The sequence below is a fragment of the Aureliella helgolandensis genome (assembly GCF_007752135.1).
In the GTDB taxonomy this organism is placed as follows: Bacteria; Planctomycetota; Planctomycetia; order Pirellulales; family Pirellulaceae; genus Aureliella; species Aureliella helgolandensis.
Genome location: NZ_CP036298.1, coordinates 584457 through 604801 on the forward strand (window position 1 = coordinate 584457; position 20345 = coordinate 604801).

Below are 20345 nucleotides of genomic sequence, written 5' to 3' on the forward strand. Positions count from 1 at the left end.
GTCCGCTCAGTTCCTTGTACGCGGCCCTGGGGGCCATGTCCGAACTCCTTCAGGGAGCACTCTTGGGAAGGGGGTGCCCCTGAAGCCGTAAGCGCACGATTCTACCATGAAACGCTGGGTTTGACTGTGCCACATTGGGCTTGCGGCTGCCAATAATATTGGGTTTTGGCACGACGGCAGCCAGTGGGCGAGCTGGCTTTGCCGAATCCACCACATTTCAGGTCCTAATGCAAGAATGGCCGCCCGCCGCCGATGAGAAAGGCGGCTTCCAGTGCCTTGCGTGCGAGGCTTGCGTGCGAGACTTGCGGATCGAGTGATGGAGCGTGGAGGGGCTCGCTTGGCAACTGCGCTCCCATCTTGCCGCGAAGGCAGCGTTCCCCAAAACATGCGGCAGCAACGACACCAAGCTGCCTTGCGCTGCTGGTTACGATTAAGGCACGCCACTCGCGGGAGTCGTCTGCTTCAGCCGCTGGTGCAGGAAGTCAGTCATCATGCGGTGCAGGTGAAAGCGTTGCTGCGCGTCGGTAATGCCGTGGCGATTTTTGGGGTATATCATCAGATCAAATTGTTTCCCCGACTCTTGCAAGGCGTGCACCAACTGCAGGGTATTGCTCATATGGACGTTGTCGTCTCGCTCCCCATGCACGATCAACAGCCGACCATGCAACGCATTGGCCGCTTGGACCACACTGCTGGACTCATATCCGGCAGGATTCGTGGCCGGTAAATCCATGTAGCGTTCGGTGTAGATCGCATCGTAATTGCGCCAATCGGTGACGGGGGCACCAGCGATTCCAGCGCGAAATAGCTGGCTATGCGTCATCGCATAACTGGTGAGGTAGCCCCCGTAGCTCCAGCCCCACAGTCCGATGCGACTAGCGTCTGCCCACTCCTGGGCGCCTACCCAACGGACCGCATCCTCCAGATCTTGTAGTTCGATCCTGCCCAGATCGCCTCGGATGGACCAAGTGTCCTGCACGCCTCTCCCTAGGGCAGAGCGGTTGTCGCACAGGACCACGGCAAACCCTTGTTGGCAAAGCATCTGATGCCACCAGTAGTTCCGGCCTCCCCAGCTATTGCGTACGGTGGGTGCTTGCGGTCCTCCATAGACGTAGAACAGCACGGGCAGTGCTTCCAGCGGCTCTCGGGCATCGCTGATCTGCGGGAGCATCAGCATGGCCTGCATGGGGAATTCGTCGCGTGAGGGGATCGTGGTTAATTGTGGTGTCCGAAGGTCCAGGTACTCATGGCGATCGGAGGTTGGTGCATCGATCACGCGCAGCATCTGCCCGCTGATGGAGTGCAAGCTGGAGATCGGAGGGGTCGTTAAGCTGCTGTGCTGGTCCAGAAAGTAGTTTCCCGAGGCATCGACGCTGGCGGTGTGCGTACCGGGGCCCGAGGTGAGCTGGTGGTAGGTGCCTTGCTGTAGATCGACGGCGATCAACTGCGTGTCGCTAGGTGCCGAGACGTTGCCACTCACATAGGCGGTGGTGTCGTCGTTAGCCACCGATAGTAGTGACCCGACGTCCCAGTCTCCGTGCGTCAAAGTGCTGCGACTGCCATCGACGGCGTCAATCAAGTAGAGATGTGTGCGACCGTGCGGCAGGTCGCTGAGCCACAGGAAGTTCCCATTATTTAAGAAATGAGGAGTGCCTCGGACTTCTATCCAACCTGGACTCGACTCGCTCAGCAAGGTGTGTGCAGCGCCCGTCTGAGGATCGACACGCACTAGATCTTGGCGATTCTGCACTCGATTAAGAACTTGCAACCACAACTCTCCCTGGGGAGACCAAGTCACGCGGGCGACCAACCGGTCCTCGGCGGGAAAGCCTGACAAGTCAACTTGCCGTAGCTGACCGCTCAAAACATCCACGATCCAGACTTCTACCGTTGGAATTGGCTCACCCGCTTTGGGGTAGCGGGTTTCTTCCAGGCTTTGCCCGAAATGAATACTGTCCGAGACTCGATAGTGTGGGACTTGTGATTGGTTGAGTTGCAGGAATGCTATCTGCTCGCCATTGGGGCTCCACCAGAAACCCTTGAAATTGCCCCTGCCGTAAAGTTCTTCTTGATAGACCCAATCGAGGATGCCCTGCAGGAGTTCCTCGGAGCCGTCGTGAGTGAGTTGCTTGAGCTCGGTGGTTTGGCAATTGACAACCCACAGGTTGTGATCTCGCACGAAGGCCGCGTGCGTTCCAGGCGGGTTGAGTTCGGCGAGTTGTTCAGGGGAGTCTGGCGAGTGCGTTAACTGCCGGGCAATGTCGGCTTGAGCCTCGAAGTAATAGAGGTCCTGCTGATGGTGGATGAGAGCGTGTCGCCAGTCGCGATCGAAAACATCGATGGTCGCCGCGGCCACGGCTTGGCTGTGGGTAAACGCGTCCAGCTGCGACAATTTATCGCGCAAGCGTTGCACCTCCTCCAGTTCTCGCACGGCACCGCTGGCTGCATCTACGACGGTGTACTTCCCTCCATCGCCGACCACATAACTACGACTCTCTTTGAGCCAGCTGGCGGTGGCACGCTTGCCTCCTGAGTAGTCGTAGGCTTGCTGAGGCGACATCAACCGTTCAAGAGAGAGGCGTTCGGTGGCCGCGACCGACTCCACCGCTTGCAAGCTCCCCGACTGCGGCAGGTCCTCCAGGCGAACCACTGGATAGAGACCGCCGACCGCCAAATCGGGATCGAAGAAATTCCATTTGGCCAAGCTATCGTCAGACTCTACTTCCAGCAGGTAGCCTGCTAGGGCACCGAGCGGTTGGTCGGTATCGACGATGTAGTCGCCAGTTTGCAGACGCGTGCCGCCAATCTGAGGTTCAACTTCAATGTCGAGCAGTCGGTGCCCTTGGAATGTCGGTGTTTTCTTCAGTTCCACAATGCGTTGCTGGGGACCCGACGTGGAGAAATCTTCGGTCAATTGCAGCAAGTGGATGCCGTGGCGTTGGAGTCGACCGACTGCCCAGGCGTATTGGGCTGGGATGGCATAAGCGGCGGGTAGCGCAACGGAGAGCGTTGGCTCCGCGCGGTTGTTGAGCGTGGTGATGTACGTTTGGGGCAGCAGCGCGGTGGCGGAATCGGGGCCGTAGGGACCTGTGGGCGGCGTTCCGTCCTGTTGGACAAAGCCGAGAACGGGGACTCCCTCAGCAGTTTTGGCAAGCTCCGCTCGGATCGGTAGCTCAGCCGGTCTTTCGTTTGCTGACTGGTCCAACAATGAGTTAATCGCTTGCACGTTCTCGGAGACTTTTTGGAGGATTCTGCGGACGAATGCGTGCGAGGCAGCAGTCCGCGTGCGATACGGCGCGTAGGAGTACGATTCCGCTAGGATGCCGATCTTGCCTCGCAGCCCCATGTACTCGGTGCTGTAGCGAGGCTCATGGCCATAGGTGCTCCAGTTGCGATGCTCTTTATCGAAGTTGCCATAATAGAACGCTGAAAATCCAGCCTCTGCCATGCGGTCCTTCACCGAGGGCATTAATTCCGATCGCAGCCAGCGGTCGATTGTCCGTGGCGTGGCTGGGTTGTGCGGAATGTCGTAGGTGAGTTGGTACTGGTGCAGCGATCCGTTGGTGGTGTGGGTGTCGATCAGGATGTCGACATCGTATTGGTTGATCGCGGCGACGAGGCTACGCACTTCGGGTGACTCCAGCTTGATGAAATCACGGTTGAGGTCGAGGCCTTGTGCGTTTTCGCGTAGTCCCATGCCCTGGACGGGACCCGCTTGCCCAGGTCGGTGGTGCGGAGATCGCCGCTCGTTGGCGTCGGCATTGAAGTTCGGAACGAAGATTAGGCGGACCTCTCGCCACCATTGCTCCTGCGGGGCGGTGAAGGCCATGTCGCGCGCGAGGGCTAGTAGGGCTTCCTTCCCATCGCACTCGCCGGCGTGGATCCCTCCCAGCATCAGCACTGTCAGTGGAGTTGACGGTGTTGTCGGAATACTTGCTCCTTCTTTCTCGGGCGTTTTTGTGCCCTCGTCGACTTCTTCAGTCGCAGCCAATTGTGGTTCGACGACCACCGCCCAGATCGGACGACCTTCAATGGTTTGCCCCAGCGAAGTCAATTCCGACTCGGGCCACTGGCTGGTGAGTCGACGCAGGAAGGTTTCGACTTCGGCCCCGGTTGCGGTGGCTTGAAACTCGCTCGATTCTGCGATCGTTGGGAGTGGGCTCAGGGCCGCCATGCCGACTTCGGCTTGAGCATTGGTCGGGATGGTTGGCTCTGGCTGCAGGGACGCCAATTGGGCCAGCGATGGTGAGGCCGTCCATTGGAGCAAGAGCGTTATGCAGAGGAACGCTCCGGGAGCCACATGCCATTTGAATAGTGAATTCCCTGTTGCAGCCATCCCGGCATGGGACACTAGCGGCAGAACGGTTGGGTTGGGGTTTGAGGGCTGGTGCATGAAAGCGTCTCACCGAGTCTCGGTTGGAAGGTTGATTGAACAGCTAGCGAGGGTATGCAGCGAGGCGCGATACGCCGTAGTAGCATGGACCCTCGGTCCGTGTGGGTGAACAAGAAGACAATAGTCACACTCTACACGGTCCGGGGGACCATGCTACTTGAGTGTGGCAAATCCTGCGTTGGTGCAATGTTGGTATTAGACACTAGCAGTAAAACGGTTGGATTGGGGTGTGAGGGCTGGTGCATGAAAGCGTCTCACCGAGTCTCGGTTGGAAGGTTGATTGAATAGCTAGCGAGGGTATGCAGCGAGGCGCGATACGCCGTAGTAGCATGGACCCCCGGTCCGTGTGGGTGAACAAGAAAACAATAGTCACACTCTACACGGTCCGGGGGACCATGCTACTGGTGTGTGCGCTACACGGTCCAGGGGGCCGTGCTACTTGAGTGTGGCAAATCCTGCGTTGGTGCAATGTTGGTATTAGACACTAGCAGTAAGACGGTTGGGTTGGGTGTGAGGGCTGGTGCATGAAAGCGTCTCACCGTGTCTCGGTTGGAAGATTGATTGAATAGCTAGCGAGGGTATGCAGCGAGGCGCGATACGCCGTAGTAGCATGGACCCCCGGTCCGTGTGGGTAAACAAGGAAACAATAGTCACACTCTACACGGTCCGGGGGACCATGCTACTGGTGTGTGCGCTACACGGTCCAGGGGACCATGCTACTGGTGTGCGCAACACGGTCCGGGGGACCGTGCTACTTGTTTATTTACATCGACCGGGGTGGCCCTGAGGCAGGGGCTATTCTCGTGGGAGACGCCCATACTAAGGGGCATTTAACCGCATTGGCCTGGACGCGTTGAAGCGGTTCCTGATAACGTGCCCTGTGACGGAAAATGCTTCAGATATGGGTTTGTTTTGAGGGAGTCTTCAATGTTGGGACGAGTCACGCTGATGGTAGCCACAATTTTATCTACTGCTCTCCTGGTCGAGTCGACTTCCGCACAATCTGCAACCGCCAATCATCGAGGGTTCCGAGTCGAAACCGATGTGTTTGTGGCAGAAACCGTTGAACCATTTCAGCAAACGGTCACGCTGTTCTACGACGGCGTTGCCTACGATATTCCTCGAGATCAGGGAATCATCACGGTCGTTGATCCCAAACGCAATCGAATGGTATTGTTGGATGAACTCAAGAAGCAGAGGACCGAAGTTGATTTGGCGGTGCTCGCTCAGTTGATGGAGAGTGCCAAGACCAGTGCTGCGGCTACCGATCTGGCGCCGATCATTGCAGACGCCGGTCGCATCCGTACTGAGGAGGAACGCATTATCGTGGGCGAAGCTATCTTGCAGTACGAAACGACTCTTCAAACACCACCGGCCACAGAGATGGCCGATGAATACGCCGCTTGTGCGGACGCCCTCAAGCTCTTCAACGCCTGGCGCAATCCCCGCGACTTACCCTTCGCACGACTCAGTCTGAACAAAGCCGTCGCCGAACGCCACGCACTGCCTAAAGAGATTACTCTAACTCAAAAACCTTCGACCAAAATCCGTTGCTTGTTGCACGCGACGTGGCGATTGTCTCGGGATGATGATGCTCGGATCAGCGAAATCGGAACGATGTTGGTTTCGTACGATCTGGTTTCACAGCACGATTTCTTTGCCCTAAGTCCGCGTGTTGCTGCCGCTACCGCCGTACAAAAGTAAGCTACAAGGTTGCTCAACCACCGTGTCTATTCTGCTATTTGAAGATTCTGCCGTCGCGCAATTGACTCCGATCACCTCGGCGCGTCCGGCCTTTTGCATCACCGCTGGATCGTTTCACTTGCTGGACTTGCTGTCTGCTTTGGAAGAGCCACTGGTGGCGCAGGTGCGACCATTCTTACGAGCGTTGTGTGAACTCGATTGTCGCGGATTGCGACTGGTCGGTGACGTTTCGCTACCGGCAGACGAGCGGCCTCGACTGGCGCTGAACGCACGGATTGTCCCTAGCGTGTCTACCTTGAAGACGATTCAGTCTCTGCTGGTTTCTGGTCCGAAGCAACCCAGTGTTGTTTGGCATGGAGAGCAGATCGCAGCGGTCATCGCACCGACCTGGGCTTGGTCGGAACTGGCCGACAAGTCGAATAGTGATTGGGCGAGCTTATTGCAGGTTGCAGCCACTCTACCGCGATTCGATTGCTCACTTCCACTGATGAGCTTTCCACACGATGTGATCGCGGCCAACATGCAGGTCATCGCTGAAAATCTCCAGTATCGGATCGAGAGCGGACGCTATGAACAGCAGGCCGACGGAGTGTTTGTCGCGGCGGGCGCCAAACTGGGGCAATATGTGCTGACGGAAACGGATACGGGGCCCATTGTGATTGACGAGGGGGCTTCGGTCGGTCCCTACACCTTGCTACGCGGCCCGATCTATATTGGTCCCAAGGCACGCATCCTGGAGCATGCTGCAATCAAAGATGCCGTTTCACTGGGGCACACCACGAAAATTGGTGGCGAAGTGGAAGCCGCCGTCGTCGAACCGTATTCCAACAAGCAACACCACGGTTTTCTAGGACACAGCTATCTAGGCAGCTGGATCAATTTGGGCGCGGGAACTTGCAATTCGGACCTTAAAAATACCTACGGAACGGTCAATATGGAGTATCCTGGAGGAAAGGCTGCCACTGGCATGCAATTCCTTGGATGCGTCATGGGCGACTATAGCAAGACGGCTATCAACACCGGTATTTTCACGGGTAAAGTCATCGGTGTGTGCAGCATGATGTACGGATTCGTGACCAGCAATGTACCTAGCTACGTGAACTATGCTAGATTATTCGGCCAAATGGCTACGCTGCCGCCGGAGGTGATGATCGCGACGCAACAACGCATGTTCTCGCGACGGAAGGTAGAGCAACGCCCGTGTGATATGCAATTGTTGCACGACATGTATCGTCATACCCAACCAGAACGCGATCGCTTCGGTGATGAGTTGGCGTTCTAGCGTTTCGGCAAGTTTTCGTTTTAGGGTTCGCGTTAGAAACGAGGGCTGAAGCCCCAAGCCAACAATTCGAAGGATGCTTCGCATGGCTGGTTCGCCCCCGTTTCAGTTCTGTGAGCGATCACTCTATTCTTCAACAACTTGCGCCATGCCACAACTCGACCACTGCTGTCTCTGTAGCTTGCTGTGCCCAGCAGTCCCGGTATCGGATGAGACATCGCTCGAACGCTGCACACGCAGGCAAGCTTGGCAAAAACAGTCGCTGCACGCTCCTCACTCGATCCAAGACGATTCGACGCTAGCATCGTTTGCTCGGGAAGTGGTCGATTTGCTGGATGTCGACCAATCGCTATTGTGGGTCGATGCGGCAGATGTCAATACCATGCGAGCGGCAGTGACACTCGCTCAGCAGTTGGGATGCACCCTGCACGTTGGGCAAGGAACTGGAGCCGAGGTGGTAAAGCGCGTGACTGCGAGTGAGGGGTGGTTGAGCACGACGCTGGCAGAGGTTTCAGCTAGAGCGGACTTGGTGATCACTCTGGGAGATTCCATCCTGTCAGAAGCCCCTTTGCTGGCGGACCGTTTTTTACATCGAGCTGGTGCTGCAGCAGGTGAAGTTGTGCAGCTGGAGTGGATGCATATTGGCTCCCCGTCTTCGACTCCACCCAAGGGGTGTACCCAAGTCATCGAACTTAGTCGTACTGCATGGTACGCCGAGTTGACCGACCTCTTGCTGGCGCTTCGTAGCGGACAGGCATCGCTGCTTGAGAATAGTCCGCTGACTCCCTTGTACGCCAAGCTTCAGACAGCACGGTATGCAGTTTGGCTTTGGGAGACGGATGAATTCGTGGATTCCATTGACGAGCTTACCGTTCGACGTCTGGCCGCCTTGGCGCGTTGGCAGACGGAACAAGCCCGCGGAAGCTTGCTCTGCCTCGATTCCAATCTCGGGCGTGTGACGGCAGAAGAAACGCTACTTTGGTTAACCGGTTGCAAGACGACGGCGCGTTGGGACGGTGCGCAGTGGCATTCGCCCCCGTCGCTTCGCGAGTATTCAATGGATGATTGGCGTCAAGCTTTTGCTGCGCGGTTGATCCTCCGCAGCGTCCCCACGGTTGAACCTTTGCCAGACCTGGACGCGAGTATATTGATTGTTCCCGCCGGCCAGGCACTGACCGCTTCAGCTGGGGATCGCCGTGTTGTTCGTGTTCCCGCGGTCGGCGAATCTAGCTGTGGGCTTTTGTTCCGCGGTGATCGCGGTACGGTGGCAACCGTGAGGCAAGCCTGTGCTGCCGGTCCGGCAGTCGGGGGAGCCGTCGAATCCTCCAGGACGAGTCGCCAGTCAGCAACGGCGCCCTCGGATGAGTCGCTGGCGTCGGCTGAAGCACTCTTGCGACGCGCCGCTAAGCTGCGAGAACCGAGTCGCATTCGCCTACCGAATCAATCTGGGAGTGCCAACCATGCTCACTGAGCTGCGCAATGGCCGGATCGTGGATCCGCTTCATCCGCTGCATGGGCAGACAGCCAGTCTGTATATTCGCGATGGGCGGTTTGTCGATGCACCCGGTAGCACCTCTCGGAAGAGACCTGGCGTTGCAGACCAAGTAGTTCCGAACCATGTAATCGAGCTCGACAATGCGCTGGTCCTAGCCGGTGGAATTGATATTCATACCCACATCGGTGGTGGTAAAGTCAACTTGGCACGCATGCTCATGGCGGAGCAGTCGTTGGCGGAACGCAGTGTGTGGCCGACGCCGCATACCGGAATGCTGTACAACCAAATGGGCTACACTTCCTGTTTTGAGCCCGCCATGGTGCTTTCCACCGCGCGGCATACCCACCTGGAATTAGCTGACACTCCCTATTTGGATAGCGGAGCCTACGTGGTTCTAGGCAATGAAGACTGGCTGCTGGAGTCGCTGGGACGTGGCTTGGAGAACTCCGTGCTCGACGCCTGGATTGCCTGGGCCGTCAATGCCTCCCAAGCCTTGGCCGTCAAAGTCGTGAACCCTGGAGGAATTAGCGCGTTCAAGTTCAACCAACGAACTCTGGATGTGGACGAGCCCCATGTGGCCTACGGCGTGACACCACGCCAAGTGATCGCGCGTCTGACGGCGGCCGTGGATCGTCTGCAACTGCCGCATCCGTTGCACCTGCATGCCAGCAACCTCGGAATGCCTGGTAATGTGCAGGCTGCGCTGGCAATTCTCGATGCCGCTGAAGGACGACGACTGCATCTGACTCATGCGCAATTCAATAGTTACTCCAGTGATGGTCCGATGGGAATGGGAAGTGGTGCCCAGCAATTGGCTGACTATGTCAACGCGCACGACAATATTTCACTGGACGTTGGACAGGTCGTGTTTGGGCAAACGGTGACCATCTCTGCCGATGCGCAGGCGCAATACCGAAACCGTCGCTATGCACAACCCAAACAGTGGCTGGTCAGTGATACCGAATGCCAAGCGGGGTGCGGAGTGGTGCCGATCAAGTACCAGGACCGCCAGTATGTCCACAGTTTGCAGTGGACGATTGGATTGGAATTGATGTTGTTGGTGGAGGACCCGTGGCGAGTCTTCTTGACCACCGATCATCCCAATGGAGGTCCGTTCACGAGTTATCCGCATCTGATTCGCCTGCTTATGGACCGCACCTTCCGCCAATCTGTTTTGGAGACGATTCATCCACTAGCCGCCGAGCGTTCTCTGCTGAACGATATCGAACGCGAGTACACGCTGGACGAGATTGCATTGGTCACCCGCGCCGCTCCAGCTCGCATCCTCGGGCTGGCGGATCGTGGCACCCTAACGACGGGCGCTCTGGCCGATGTTGCCGTCTACCGACGCAAGGCCGATTGGGAGCAGACGTTTACGACCGCAGATCATGTTTTGAAACGCGGTGTTTCCTTAGTCGAACAGGGGCAATGCACCGGTGCGACGGTTTTGTGCGAGACGCTTACCGCACGCCCTGAGTTTGAATTGGGAGCACTCCGCTCACTCAGGTCGCAAGTTGAACAAACTTTGCGGCATCCCTTGCAGGCGTTGGAAATTGGGGATGCTGAGTTGGGGGATTTGATTCGCCGACCGCAAGGTTACGCTGGACCTTGTCCAACCTCAACTCTTTGGGGAGGTGGCCATGCAGATTAACGGAGTCGAAATTCAGGACACGTTTGCCGAGGCGTTTCCGATGACTGCCACGCGACTTATCATTACCGCCGCCGATCGGTTTTGGGCGCGCAGGGCCGCCGAGTCGATGACCGGGTTTGCGACGAGTGTGATTGGCTGTGGTTGTGAAGCTGGAATTGAGAAAGAGCTCGACCCTAGCCAGACGCCCGACGGACGGCCGGGGATTGCGGTACTCATTTTCAGCGTGTCAGGCAAAGAGCTGGAAAAACAGGTCGTACGACGTGTGGGACAGTGCGTCTTGACCTGTCCATCGACGAGTGTCTTTGCTGGAATGCAGGGTGAAAAGAAAGTTGCGTTGGGAAGTCACTTACGCTATTTCGGCGACGGTTTTCAACTTTCCAAAGTGATTGGCGACCGACGCTATTGGCGAATTCCTGTCATGGATGGTGAGTTTGTTTGCGAGGAATCGACGGCGCGTTGTAAGGCGGTGGGAGGCGGCAATTTCTTAGTGCTGAGTGAGTCTCTGTCGGGTGCCTTGAAGGCTTGTGAATCGGCCATGCATGCGATGCGTCAAATTCCCAACGTGATCATGCCCTTCCCTGGAGGTGTTGCCCGCAGTGGCTCCAAAGTCGGCTCCAAATACAAATCCCTAAATGCATCGACCAATGACGCCTATTGCCCCACCTTGCGCACCGTGACCACCTCGCTATTGCCAGTGGGCGTCACTGCCGCATTGGAAGTGGTGATTGACGGCTTGACGCAGAGTGATGTGGAGCGAGCCATGCGGGTTGGTATCTTGGCGGCATGCGAAGTTGGCGAACGCCATGGTCTGCGCGCAATCGCTGGCGGCAATTATGGCGGAAAACTGGGGCCCTATCACTTCCATCTGCATGAGATTCTTGGATGACTTCTCTCTCGATTCATCGCATGGTAGATCCCACCGCAACAGGCACAGCCTTAAGCGATGTGGAGGCGCCCATCGACCTGCATGGAGTGGTTCCAGACCAAGTCTTGGATTGCAGTGTGCCAGATATTGGCGCCTTGCCGATTCAGGTCTCGGGGCGCACCGCGCGATTGGGAGACTATTTTGAGGTCCGTGAAGGGACTCGCGACAAGCTCGTACTCAGCGGCCGACTTGCTGCATGCCATGCGGTAGGCGGAGGGATGCAAAGTGGCATCTTGGACGTGGTTGGCGACGTCGGAGATTCTTTGGGACGCGGGATGCGGGGAGGTAAGTTAACCGTGTCCGGCAACGCAGGCCGCTGCGCGTGTAGCGGGTTGCGCGGTGGAACGGTTGTGGTGCAGGGTAGTGTCGGAGACTATGCTGCCGGAGCTGCTCCTGGGAATCGCCTTGGAATGCGGGGTGGCACCCTTGTCGTTCACGGGGACTGCGGGATGTGGTTGGCCACGCGCATGCGACGTGGGCTGGTGATTGCGGTGGGCAGTGTGGCTGCCGGCGTCGCCTCGCGATTGATCGCTGGAACGGTCGTTTTGTGCGGTGAGCTGCAACCACCGATCGCAGCGGACATGCGGCGAGGGACTTTGCTGTTATTAGGTGAAGCGGCTCGTGTGGCAGAGGGGCGAGTGCCTGGCTTTACCACGGGCATTCAAGCTGAAATGTCGTTCCTGCCAATCTTGTTGCGCGAATTGAAGTCGCATTTGCCCCCTACGTTGGTACCTGCGGAACGCACGGACGTGGTCATGCGTTCCTTGGGGGACCGGGCCTCAGGTGGCTTGGGCGAACTGATGTGGTACGCTTCGCCGGTGCCTGTCGAATCGCTTTATACCGATCGATCCTAGCTCTCTCTCTCTCGGGAATTGCTTCGCTCACCAGCGTGTTGACTGGATCGTTACTTCCATTGCCAGTCCTCGCTGAAGAAGCCCGCGTCTAGGATCTTGCCAGGATACTGGCTGGTCGCTCCCTCGCGAATGTCGACAATCGCCCAATCGGGAAGCATCGGGATTTGTCGCGCATTGTTGAGGTAGGCGAATTCGCGATAGGTAAATCCACTGTTCAGAACGATGTAGCGTGTGGGATTCAGCGGGTTGGGATAAATCAGTACGGGGACGCACTCTGCAGCAGAGTACTCTTCGCCGTTGCCGCGAACCACTTGCTCGGTCCACTCGATGGGGATTTGTGGTAAGAGTTGCGCAATCAATGGATTGGTTTGAGGTGTACCAAATAGTACCAAGTGGCTGTCTGCCATTAGAGCGGCATCGACATCTTGAGCTTGAACCTCGACGATGTCCCCTCGGAAGTGCCGTTTCCATTCTCCGGTAGCATGGCGATACTCTTGAGCGACCCACTGGTCAACTTTCGAAGGAGTGCCCTTCTCCGCTGCTAAGGCAGTGTCCGCTTGAGGTGGTACAAACACAAAGCGATCCATGAAAGCGTCATCGATGGGCCCCTGCAGGCCGGGCCGCTTACGGAGTGCGGTTGCCGCTGCTGCCGGCGTTTCATCAATGGACCAAGTCTCGGACTGGAGGCTCAATGCAACTGGCCAAATTTCCTGTTCCCGTTTATCCGAATTGGCGGTGCTTGCATCGATTGGCAGTGAAAGAATTTGCTCGTCGATCTCGACAGTCAACGTTGTTGCATCGCTGGAGAGTTGCCCTAGCGGTAAGTGGAGCGTAAGGTGCGTCACGTTGTTGGTTGTCAGATGAATTCCTTGGTCGTCCCAGGTGCCTTGCACTCGGGCCTCTGTCCAGTGTTGCCCAAGCCCCGTGATTTCCATCCAGCCCACTCGGTTGTAACGCAGTGAATAGGTGGTCAGGTCGATCTTGCGGGGTGTTGGGCTTTTTCCGGTCGCCAGTTTCTCAGCTAAAAACGCTTCGATCAGAACCTTGGAATCGCCATCAATCTTGTGCCCCATCTGAGGTCCGATGACGTGGGGCAGCTCCATTCCTTGCTTCGCAAACGCAGCCGCCATAACGTCGGCTGCCTGTTTTTGGCGGTCAATCTCACCGCTGTAGGCGATGGTTGGGACATGTCGCAGGTTGTTGGTCCAATCGGGACAGTCGTACCAGTGCAACAGTTGCTGCTGGTACGGTGTGGGCTTGAATTCCTCGTCTTGGAAGACTCGCAAAAACTCCGTCGTCTCACTAAAACCGGCTCCCGGATTTGCGGCAGCCCACAGGTTGGGGTAATGCACGGCCAATTGCCAGCAGCCTGCGCCTCCCATGGAAAAGCCCCGGATGGCCAACTTCTGCTGGTCGATCGCGAAGAGGGTCTGCACGTGTTCCAAGGCTTCGATCACGTCAATCTCGCCTGCGAATTTGAACGCATTGCAATATCGGCCGTAGGGATGCAGGACAATGGTGTCGGCGGGAGTGTATTCTCCGGCTGAGCCGAGTCGTTGTGAAAGGAAGCTCGATTCACTAACGCGTTCTCCACGGCCATGAAGCCAGACGTCGAGCCGAAGCGCGGGCGAGGAGTTGGACGGGGATGGATTCGCGGACGATTGACGCAAGTGGCTGAGTTGAAATTGGGAGGGGAGCACGAGTCCGTAGGGTTGGATGGAGCCGTCAATGCGCGACGCGTAGCCCGCCACCACCAGCTGTGGCTCCGGCTGGGGGGAGTCTTGGATTCCCAGCAGGAGCTGGAGCGAAGCGCCCATTTTCGCAGCGGCTAGACGCCGCTCGGCTTCGGCCAGTAACGCGTTCGTTTGTTCCAGCTCGCGAGGCGAGTAGATCATGTTGGTATCAAGGGTCATTCGAACCGCTCGTGGAAACACTGCGATCAGCGGATGGAGCTTCGCAGGAATGGAGCTCGACCCCAGCTCTCTCTCAATTGCGGTGCAGCGGGCCAAGATCCTTGCGCGATCATCGTCTGAAACGTCGATGCCAATAGCCGGAACGGGGCGGACGGTCTGAGGATTGTTGTCGGCCGGGCCATCTGCGAACGCGTGACCCGCTAGCAGGATCAGCCAAGGAGCTAGGGGCAGTAAAGTTGAGCGGACGAGAGTCAGCATTGGGGTGGTTCCAAGCGTCGCGGAAGGGTGAGGTGGGATGTCAAAAACGCGGTCCTAAATTCTACGCGATCGTTGGAGTGCGGAGAGCTTCCAGAGAAAAAAATGCTTTTGCCCTCGATAATTGGGCCGTTGCAGCGAATTACTTCTGCGGAAATGCTAAATGTTCTCCCCGTGCACGTACTGGTGGCGCGTCTCCAGGAGAAATTATTGGACAAAGCAGGTGGGGTTGGAGCATCCTGCGCCCTCGCGAAACCACGGCATTCACAGTACGATTGCGGTTTTGGTAGGCCATTTGGCCCCTGAGGATTGGCTTGGGGGCTCTGTGGCGTGGGCACCGGTTGCTCGTCTCCCGGACGGGTCTCCAGCACATCCTCCTCCCCCGCCTCCAATTCCCATCGAGGAGTCAGCTCCGGAGGGGGATTCAACAACCGATCAATGATCCCAGTACTTTAGTTCTGGGCATACAAAAAACAGACAATGTCACTGAGTAGCCAATGTCACTGAGAAACTGGATCAGCGGACGCGTTTTTAAGTTCGTCCACGGAAATAACCTCGTCTACAACACCTGTTGGGAAGACCCGCGTCTTGATCGCGAAGCCCTGGAATTGACCAGCGAAGACCGCGTTCTGGTAATTACCTCAGCCGGTTGCAATGCGCTCGACTACGCCCTGGCGGGCCCCAAGCACGTGTATGCGGTGGATATGAATCCGCGTCAGAATGCGTTGCTCGAATTGAAAATGGCTTGTATTCGCAAGCTTCAGTACGAGGATTTCTTTGGGCTCTTCGGAGCCGGACATCACAAGCAAGCGGCCAAGCTGTACCAGTCGACACTTCGCGCCGAGCTCAGCCCCTGGGCGCAAACCTATTGGGATCGATGGATCAAGTTCTTTGACAATCCGCGACGCACCTTCTACTACCGCGGAACGTCAGGCGCCTTTGCTCGAATGATTGCCTACTACATCGATCGAGTGGCTAAGATTCGTCCCGAGATCAACGAGATTTTGGAAGCTCAATCGGTTGCGGAACAGCAAGAGGTCTACGATCGCATTCGCGACAAGTTTTGGAGTCGTACGATGCGTTTCGCTCTGAACCGCGATACGACGCTATCGATGCTAGGGGTGCCCAAGGCCCAGCGGCAGCAGATTGAGAATCAGTATCCTGGCGGAATCCTCAGCTTTATTCAGGATTCCATGGAAGCGGTGTTTTCGAAATTGCCAGCGCACGACAATTACTTTTGGCGCGTCTACATCACTGGTAGCTACACGCCTGAATGCTGTCCTGAGTATTTGAAGCCAGACAACTTTCAGCGTCTGAAAGCTGATGATATTTCCAATGTCTCAGTGCACACCGACAGCGTGCAAGGTTTTCTGGAAAAGGGAGATACTCCCATCTCACGCTTTATCCTGCTTGACCATATGGACTGGCTTTCGGATCACTTCTTCCCGCTGCTAGAATCGGAATGGCAAGCCATTCTGGGGAGGGCCGCTCCTCAAACTCGCGTGCTGTGGCGCAGCGGTGGTTTGCGAACCGACTTTATCGATCGCGTGCAAGTCACCTACCAGGGCAAGCAGGTGTTGCTGCCTGAATTGCTAAAGTACCATCCTGAGCAGGCTGCCCGCTTGCACGAACTGGATCGAGTGCACACCTACGGTAGTTTCTATATCGCTGACATTGCAGGATAGGTTGGTTTCATGGGGCTTTTCCAAGACATGAAGATTCTCTACCACTTGGCGCTCCGCCCAGTGCGAGGGAAGAATCATGCCGAACGCATGGAGAGTTTTTACTCCGGGCAGGCCGAGGCATACGACGATTTTCGTAAGCGATTGCTGCATGGACGGGAAGAGCTCTTCCAAGCCATTGAAGTGCCTGAAGGCGGAGTTTGGGTAGATTTAGGAGGAGGGACTGGCGCGAATATGGAGTTTATCGCCGATCGCGTTCCCCAGCTCGGCCAAGCCTATGTGGTCGACCTCGCCTCTTCGCTCCTGAAAGTTGCCAGTAGCCGATTTGAGAGCCATGGTTGGGACCATGTTTCTGCCGTCGAGGCCGATGCGACCAAGTGGCAGCCACCCGAGGGCCAGGCCGATGTGGTTACCTTCTCCTACTCGCTGACCATGATTCCCGACTGGTTCTCGGCCATCGAAAATGCACTGCGAATGCTCAAGCCTGGTGGACAGATCGGCGTCGTCGACTTCTATGCAACGCGGAAACATGCCGCCGAAGGCATGCAGCGACATGGATGGTTCACCCGGACGTTTTGGCCGGTGTGGTTCTCTACCGATAATGTCTTTCCATCCACCGATCATCTGCCCTTCCTGCGCTCGCATTGCGAGACCGTCTTGTGCAATGAACGTCGTTCCAAAGTGCCGTATATCCCGTTGATTCGTACGCCCTATTATCAATACATCGGTCGGAAACGCGGCTGATCAATTGCCTGCCCACCTTGCCGCCATTCCCGCCCACGCGGGAACAACGACTGATTGGACGGTAGGTATGCAGCCGGACTACTGGGCGATGCAGTAGAGGTGTTTCCTGCCACGCAGGAAGATTTCATTGCCGACGATTGCACCGGAGGCATCAATGTCGTCATCAAGCTTGTTGGTGGCGACCACCGTCAGGGACTTGCCGTGGTCGAGCACCAGAGTCGTTCCGTCGCGACCAGTCAAGTAAATGTGATCGGCGGCGGCTACCGGTGAGGCGTAGACCGAGGAAATGTTCGGCAAACGGGTTTGGTCAATCAGCAATTCACCGGTCCGGGCATCACGCGATACGAGAATCCCATTGTTGGATTTGACGAAGTAGAGTTGGCCTTTGTAGAGTAGCGGAGAAGGTACATAGGGAGCCGCGTCTTCGCCGTGCCATGTAATGGTAGCGCTGTCAGTTACATCGCCCTGGGCATCTAGCGGGACCGAGTAGATCGCATTGCCGCGGAAGCCTGTCATCACGATGACGTTGTCTTCAAAACGCACGGGGGATGGAATAGGGTTGCCAGCTTGTCCGCCGCATTCCCAAATCAGCTCGCCGGTCGCAAGGTCGTAACTGCGGACGCGATTCGAGCCGTTCGCAATGACCTGGGCACGTCCGTTGAACTCTGTGATCAATGGAGTCGACCAAGTGGTTTGTTCGTCGCGTGGTTGTCGCCATTTTTCTTTGCCCGTGAGGGCGTCGAGCGCCACCATGAAGGAATCCCCTTCATGGTCCCATTGCACGACGAGTGTCTGGTTGTGAACCGCAGGCGAACTCCCTTCACCGAACTGGTTCCGGGTGGTCATTCGTCCCAGATTCACTTCCCACAGTTGTTGACCATCGAGGTCGAGGCAGAACACGCCTCGCGAACCGAACGACACGTATAGTCGCTCGCCATCGGTGATGGGGGAGGAGGAGGCGAAGCTGTTGTCGCTGTGGCCCGCTTCGTGAGGGAGTTGTTGCGTCAGCGTAGTCCGCCAAACCTCCTGGCCACTTCCGCGTTCGTAGGCGATGACATTGAAGTCGTAATAGTTGGTGGGGGATGCTCCGCCGCGGGAACCACCCCGGCCTCTTCCGCCAGGACCACCCTGCCCTCTTGCACCTTCGCCTCCAAATCCGCGTCCTCCTCCCGAAGCGTCCTGCCTGCCACGTCCCGACTCGCCACGCGCACTTTCGGGGCGACCGCTTCCGCGTTCGCCCTGAGGCCGAGTCGCTTCGGGAGGTTGTGCGTCAGCTCCATCGCTAGCTTCCCCCACTCGATCGGTTTTGAGGGCCGTGCTGACGTAAATTCGGTCGCCCAGCACGATCGGGGTGCTGTTGCCGGTGCCAGGCACTTCAATCTTCCACTTGATATTCTCGGATTCGCTCCAGGTCGTGGGTGGATTGGAATTGAGTGCCACGCCTGACGCGTCTGGGCCACGCCATTGTGGCCAGCTTTGGTCTGGTTCGTTGCCACGCGTAGTAAGGGAGAGCGTCCCTAAGGCCAACCCAAGCATGCTCATGGAAATAGTGTGTCGCAAGTGTCGTACTCCAATAGTTCAGCGAGTTCAGCGGATGCAGTGCCAGTGGTTTGTACCGCTAGCCCGTTTGCTTCTAAACCCAGTTCGGGGGTTCAAGTTCCGAAATCGAAGGCTGACGCTACGGTGTTCTGTCGAATCGTGTCACGAACACCGCTGCGCACAGAAGGACGGAATGCTAGCTACTGGCTGGCAAGTCGCGGGAAAAGGGGGAGATGCTCTACGGTGTGCCACCAGGATTTTCCAGTTCCCAGTGGGTTTGCGAATCCCGCGCCGTCCCCTTACCCTCTATTTAGCGAGACCGTCAACCGTTCCAGCAGCGTGCGTGGTATTGCTCAAAGATAGCTTTATGGGAAGTGCGCGTCACTTCCATCCTCTGAGACACCCAGCATTCCAGAGTACCGACATGGCAAAGAAGCGTCCCAGGCGGCCTCTTCCGGCTTCCGCGGCTGACCAAGGCGAAGCTCTCGCGGCCGCTCTGAAGTTGCATCAGCACGGGCAATTCCCGCGGGCGGAGAAAGCCTATGGGAAGATTTTGCTGCTCGACTCCAAGAATGCAGTGGTTCATCATCTCCTTGGCAGGCTTTACTTCCAGACGGATCGTCGAGACGCTGCCATAGCCGCGTTGCAGCAAGCGGTCGTTTTGCAGCCCGAATATCCCGATGCGCTGCTGGATCTGGCCAATATGTTGCACGAGGTCGGTTCTCTGACCCAGGCAGAAAATTGCTTGCATCAATTAATTCGGCTGCGTCCGGAGCATGCCCTAGCTTTAAATAATTTGGGGGTGCTCTATAAAGATCAACAGAGATTCGACGAGGCGATTGGAGCCTACCGTAGCTCGCTCCAATTGGACGCTTGCAATGCAGAAGTCCTCTGCAATCTCGCTCATGCATTGACCTGCATCGATGACCTGGAGGGAGCCGTCCAGACCTATCGTAGAGTGCTAGACTTGGAGCCTGCCAGCGTCGAGGCGCATCGCTGTCTCGTTTCACTTTTGCGCCGAGCTGGCCAGCATGCGGAAGCAATTGAAATCCTGTCGAGTTGGCTAGAGCTGGAACCGGATAATCCCGTGGCACGCCATTTGGTTTCAGCGGGAAGTCGTACGGAGGTTCCCCAGCGTGCATCCGACGAATATGTCCGAGACGTCTTTGATAAGTTTGCCGTCACGTTTGAAGCAGATCTCGCTCGATTAAAATATCGTGGACCCTTGATCGTTGAGCAAGCTTTGACGCGAGAGTTGGGAAGTCCCGAGCCTTTACCAAGCGTATTAGATGCAGGTTGCGGCACGGGCTTGTGTGGCCCCGTGTTGCGGCCCTTCGCACAGCGATTGGTCGGCGTCGACATCTCCCGCAAGATGCTTGAGGTAGCCGGGCAACGCAGGCTCTACGATGAGCTTGTTGAAGCCGAATTGGGAGACTACCTGTCAAGGCAGTCTTCGCTTTTTGATTTGATTGCCAGCGCCGATACGTTTGGCTATTTTGGCGATCTGGCCGCCTTGTTCCTGTCGGCGCATGCAGCCCTTGTCCCAGGCGGTTTGCTGCTTGCAACCATCGAACTCAGCAGCGATGCGTCGGAGCTTGGTTACCATCTCCAGTCCTCGGGACGATATTGTCACGATCGGAATTATGTCTCCGGAAGCTGTGAAGCAGCCGGCTTCACCATTCGGAACCTTGTCGACGACGTATTGCGCGTAGAAGCCGAGCAGGACGTTCGGGTAGTCGTCTTGGCGGCTCAGAAGTAGGCATCCGAGGATCTGGCCTGCACCATTAGTGTTTGGCTCTGAAGTCGTGTTCGTGGTTGAGGTGTCTTCTGTCCCCTAGCCGAGAGGTCTTAGAGGGAACATGTGGCTGCTGGGATTACCAATCGCTGGGGGCGCGGTTTAGGGGGCCTCGG

General features: G+C 56.9%; 12 protein-coding genes. 9 read left to right on the forward strand and 3 right to left on the reverse strand.

The features are described from left to right. Nucleotides 1–430: 430 nt before the first annotated feature. A complete protein-coding gene (locus tag Q31a_RS02095; RefSeq protein WP_145073279.1) occupies nucleotides 431–4393 on the reverse strand; it encodes a DPP IV N-terminal domain-containing protein in 3963 nt (1320 codons plus the stop codon). A 927-nt stretch (nucleotides 4394–5320) separates the two neighbouring features. Between Q31a_RS02095 and Q31a_RS02100 the strand changes: the two genes are divergently transcribed. The 6 genes from Q31a_RS02100 (at nucleotide 5321) to Q31a_RS02125 (ending at nucleotide 12301) form a co-directional block, all read left to right on the forward strand. Then, complete coding sequence (locus Q31a_RS02100) at nucleotides 5321–6097, forward strand: hypothetical protein (protein ID WP_145073283.1); 777 nt, start codon at nucleotides 5321–5323, stop codon at nucleotides 6095–6097. 22 nt (nucleotides 6098–6119) lie between these two features. Continuing rightward, on the forward strand, nucleotides 6120–7379 hold the full coding sequence (locus tag Q31a_RS02105) for a putative sugar nucleotidyl transferase (RefSeq protein ID WP_145073286.1): 1260 nt from the start codon (nucleotides 6120–6122) through the stop codon (nucleotides 7377–7379). 82 nt (nucleotides 7380–7461) lie between these two features. Then, complete coding sequence (locus tag Q31a_RS02110) at nucleotides 7462–8847, forward strand: molybdopterin-binding domain-containing protein (RefSeq protein WP_145073289.1); 1386 nt, start codon at nucleotides 7462–7464, stop codon at nucleotides 8845–8847. After that, a complete protein-coding gene (locus Q31a_RS02115) occupies nucleotides 8837–10522 on the forward strand; it encodes a formylmethanofuran dehydrogenase subunit A (RefSeq protein ID WP_197356055.1) in 1686 nt (561 codons plus the stop codon). The genes Q31a_RS02110 and Q31a_RS02115 overlap by 11 nt, the downstream gene beginning before the upstream one ends. Further along, nucleotides 10512–11408, forward strand: a complete 897-nt coding sequence (gene fhcD / locus Q31a_RS02120; RefSeq protein ID WP_145073296.1) for a formylmethanofuran--tetrahydromethanopterin N-formyltransferase — start codon at nucleotides 10512–10514, stop codon at nucleotides 11406–11408. Before Q31a_RS02115 ends, fhcD begins: the two co-directional genes overlap by 11 nt. After that, nucleotides 11405–12301, forward strand: coding sequence for a formylmethanofuran dehydrogenase subunit C (locus Q31a_RS02125; RefSeq protein WP_145073299.1), 897 nt, complete (start codon nucleotides 11405–11407; stop codon nucleotides 12299–12301). The genes fhcD and Q31a_RS02125 overlap by 4 nt, the downstream gene beginning before the upstream one ends. Before the next feature lie 50 nt (nucleotides 12302–12351). Here the strand turns inward: Q31a_RS02125 and Q31a_RS02130 are convergent, their stop codons facing one another. Continuing rightward, the gene (locus Q31a_RS02130; RefSeq protein ID WP_145073302.1) at nucleotides 12352–14472 is read right to left on the reverse strand and encodes a prolyl oligopeptidase family serine peptidase; all 2121 of its coding nucleotides are present in this window, start codon (nucleotides 14470–14472) and stop codon (nucleotides 12352–12354) included. Between the two features lie 494 nt (nucleotides 14473–14966). On the opposite strand from Q31a_RS02130, the gene Q31a_RS02135 reads away from it, so the two are divergent. Together Q31a_RS02135 and Q31a_RS02140 are read left to right on the forward strand one after the other, a co-directional pair. After that, nucleotides 14967–16154 (forward strand): DUF3419 family protein, encoded by a 1188-nt coding sequence (locus Q31a_RS02135; RefSeq protein ID WP_145073305.1) that lies wholly within the window; start codon nucleotides 14967–14969, stop codon nucleotides 16152–16154. Between the two features lie 9 nt (nucleotides 16155–16163). Further along, nucleotides 16164–16895: a class I SAM-dependent methyltransferase gene (locus Q31a_RS02140; RefSeq protein WP_145073308.1), complete on the forward strand. Its 732-nt coding sequence runs from the start codon at nucleotides 16164–16166 to the stop codon at nucleotides 16893–16895. Nucleotides 16896–16973: 78 nt separating this feature from the next. On the opposite strand, the gene Q31a_RS02145 is transcribed toward Q31a_RS02140, so the two are convergent. Beyond that, a complete protein-coding gene (locus Q31a_RS02145) occupies nucleotides 16974–18437 on the reverse strand; it encodes a PQQ-binding-like beta-propeller repeat protein (protein WP_145086738.1) in 1464 nt (487 codons plus the stop codon). A gap of 421 nt (nucleotides 18438–18858) precedes the next feature. On the opposite strand from Q31a_RS02145, the gene Q31a_RS02150 reads away from it, so the two are divergent. Then, the gene (locus tag Q31a_RS02150; RefSeq protein WP_197356057.1) at nucleotides 18859–20193 is read left to right on the forward strand and encodes a tetratricopeptide repeat protein; all 1335 of its coding nucleotides are present in this window, start codon (nucleotides 18859–18861) and stop codon (nucleotides 20191–20193) included. The last annotated feature ends 152 nt before the right edge of the window (nucleotides 20194–20345 follow it).

Excerpts from the sequence above, each read along its gene's own strand:
- Q31a_RS02095 (WP_145073279.1), bottom strand. The coding sequence starts at position 4,393 with ATGCACCAGCCCTCAAACCCCAACCCAACCGTTCTGCCGCTAGTGTCC.
- Q31a_RS02100 (WP_145073283.1), top strand. The coding sequence starts at position 5,321 with ATGTTGGGACGAGTCACGCTGATGGTAGCCACAATTTTATCTACTGCT.
- Q31a_RS02110 (WP_145073289.1), top strand. The coding sequence starts at position 7,462 with ATGGCTGGTTCGCCCCCGTTTCAGTTCTGTGAGCGATCACTCTATTCT.
- Q31a_RS02115 (WP_197356055.1), top strand. The coding sequence starts at position 8,837 with ATGCTCACTGAGCTGCGCAATGGCCGGATCGTGGATCCGCTTCATCCG.
- fhcD (WP_145073296.1), top strand. The coding sequence starts at position 10,512 with ATGCAGATTAACGGAGTCGAAATTCAGGACACGTTTGCCGAGGCGTTT.
- Q31a_RS02125 (WP_145073299.1), top strand. The coding sequence starts at position 11,405 with ATGACTTCTCTCTCGATTCATCGCATGGTAGATCCCACCGCAACAGGC.
- Q31a_RS02130 (WP_145073302.1), bottom strand. The coding sequence starts at position 14,472 with ATGCTGACTCTCGTCCGCTCAACTTTACTGCCCCTAGCTCCTTGGCTG.
- Q31a_RS02135 (WP_145073305.1), top strand. The coding sequence starts at position 14,967 with ATGTCACTGAGAAACTGGATCAGCGGACGCGTTTTTAAGTTCGTCCAC.
- Q31a_RS02140 (WP_145073308.1), top strand. The coding sequence starts at position 16,164 with ATGGGGCTTTTCCAAGACATGAAGATTCTCTACCACTTGGCGCTCCGC.
- Q31a_RS02145 (WP_145086738.1), bottom strand. The coding sequence starts at position 18,437 with ATGAGCATGCTTGGGTTGGCCTTAGGGACGCTCTCCCTTACTACGCGT.
- Q31a_RS02150 (WP_197356057.1), top strand. The coding sequence starts at position 18,859 with ATGGCAAAGAAGCGTCCCAGGCGGCCTCTTCCGGCTTCCGCGGCTGAC.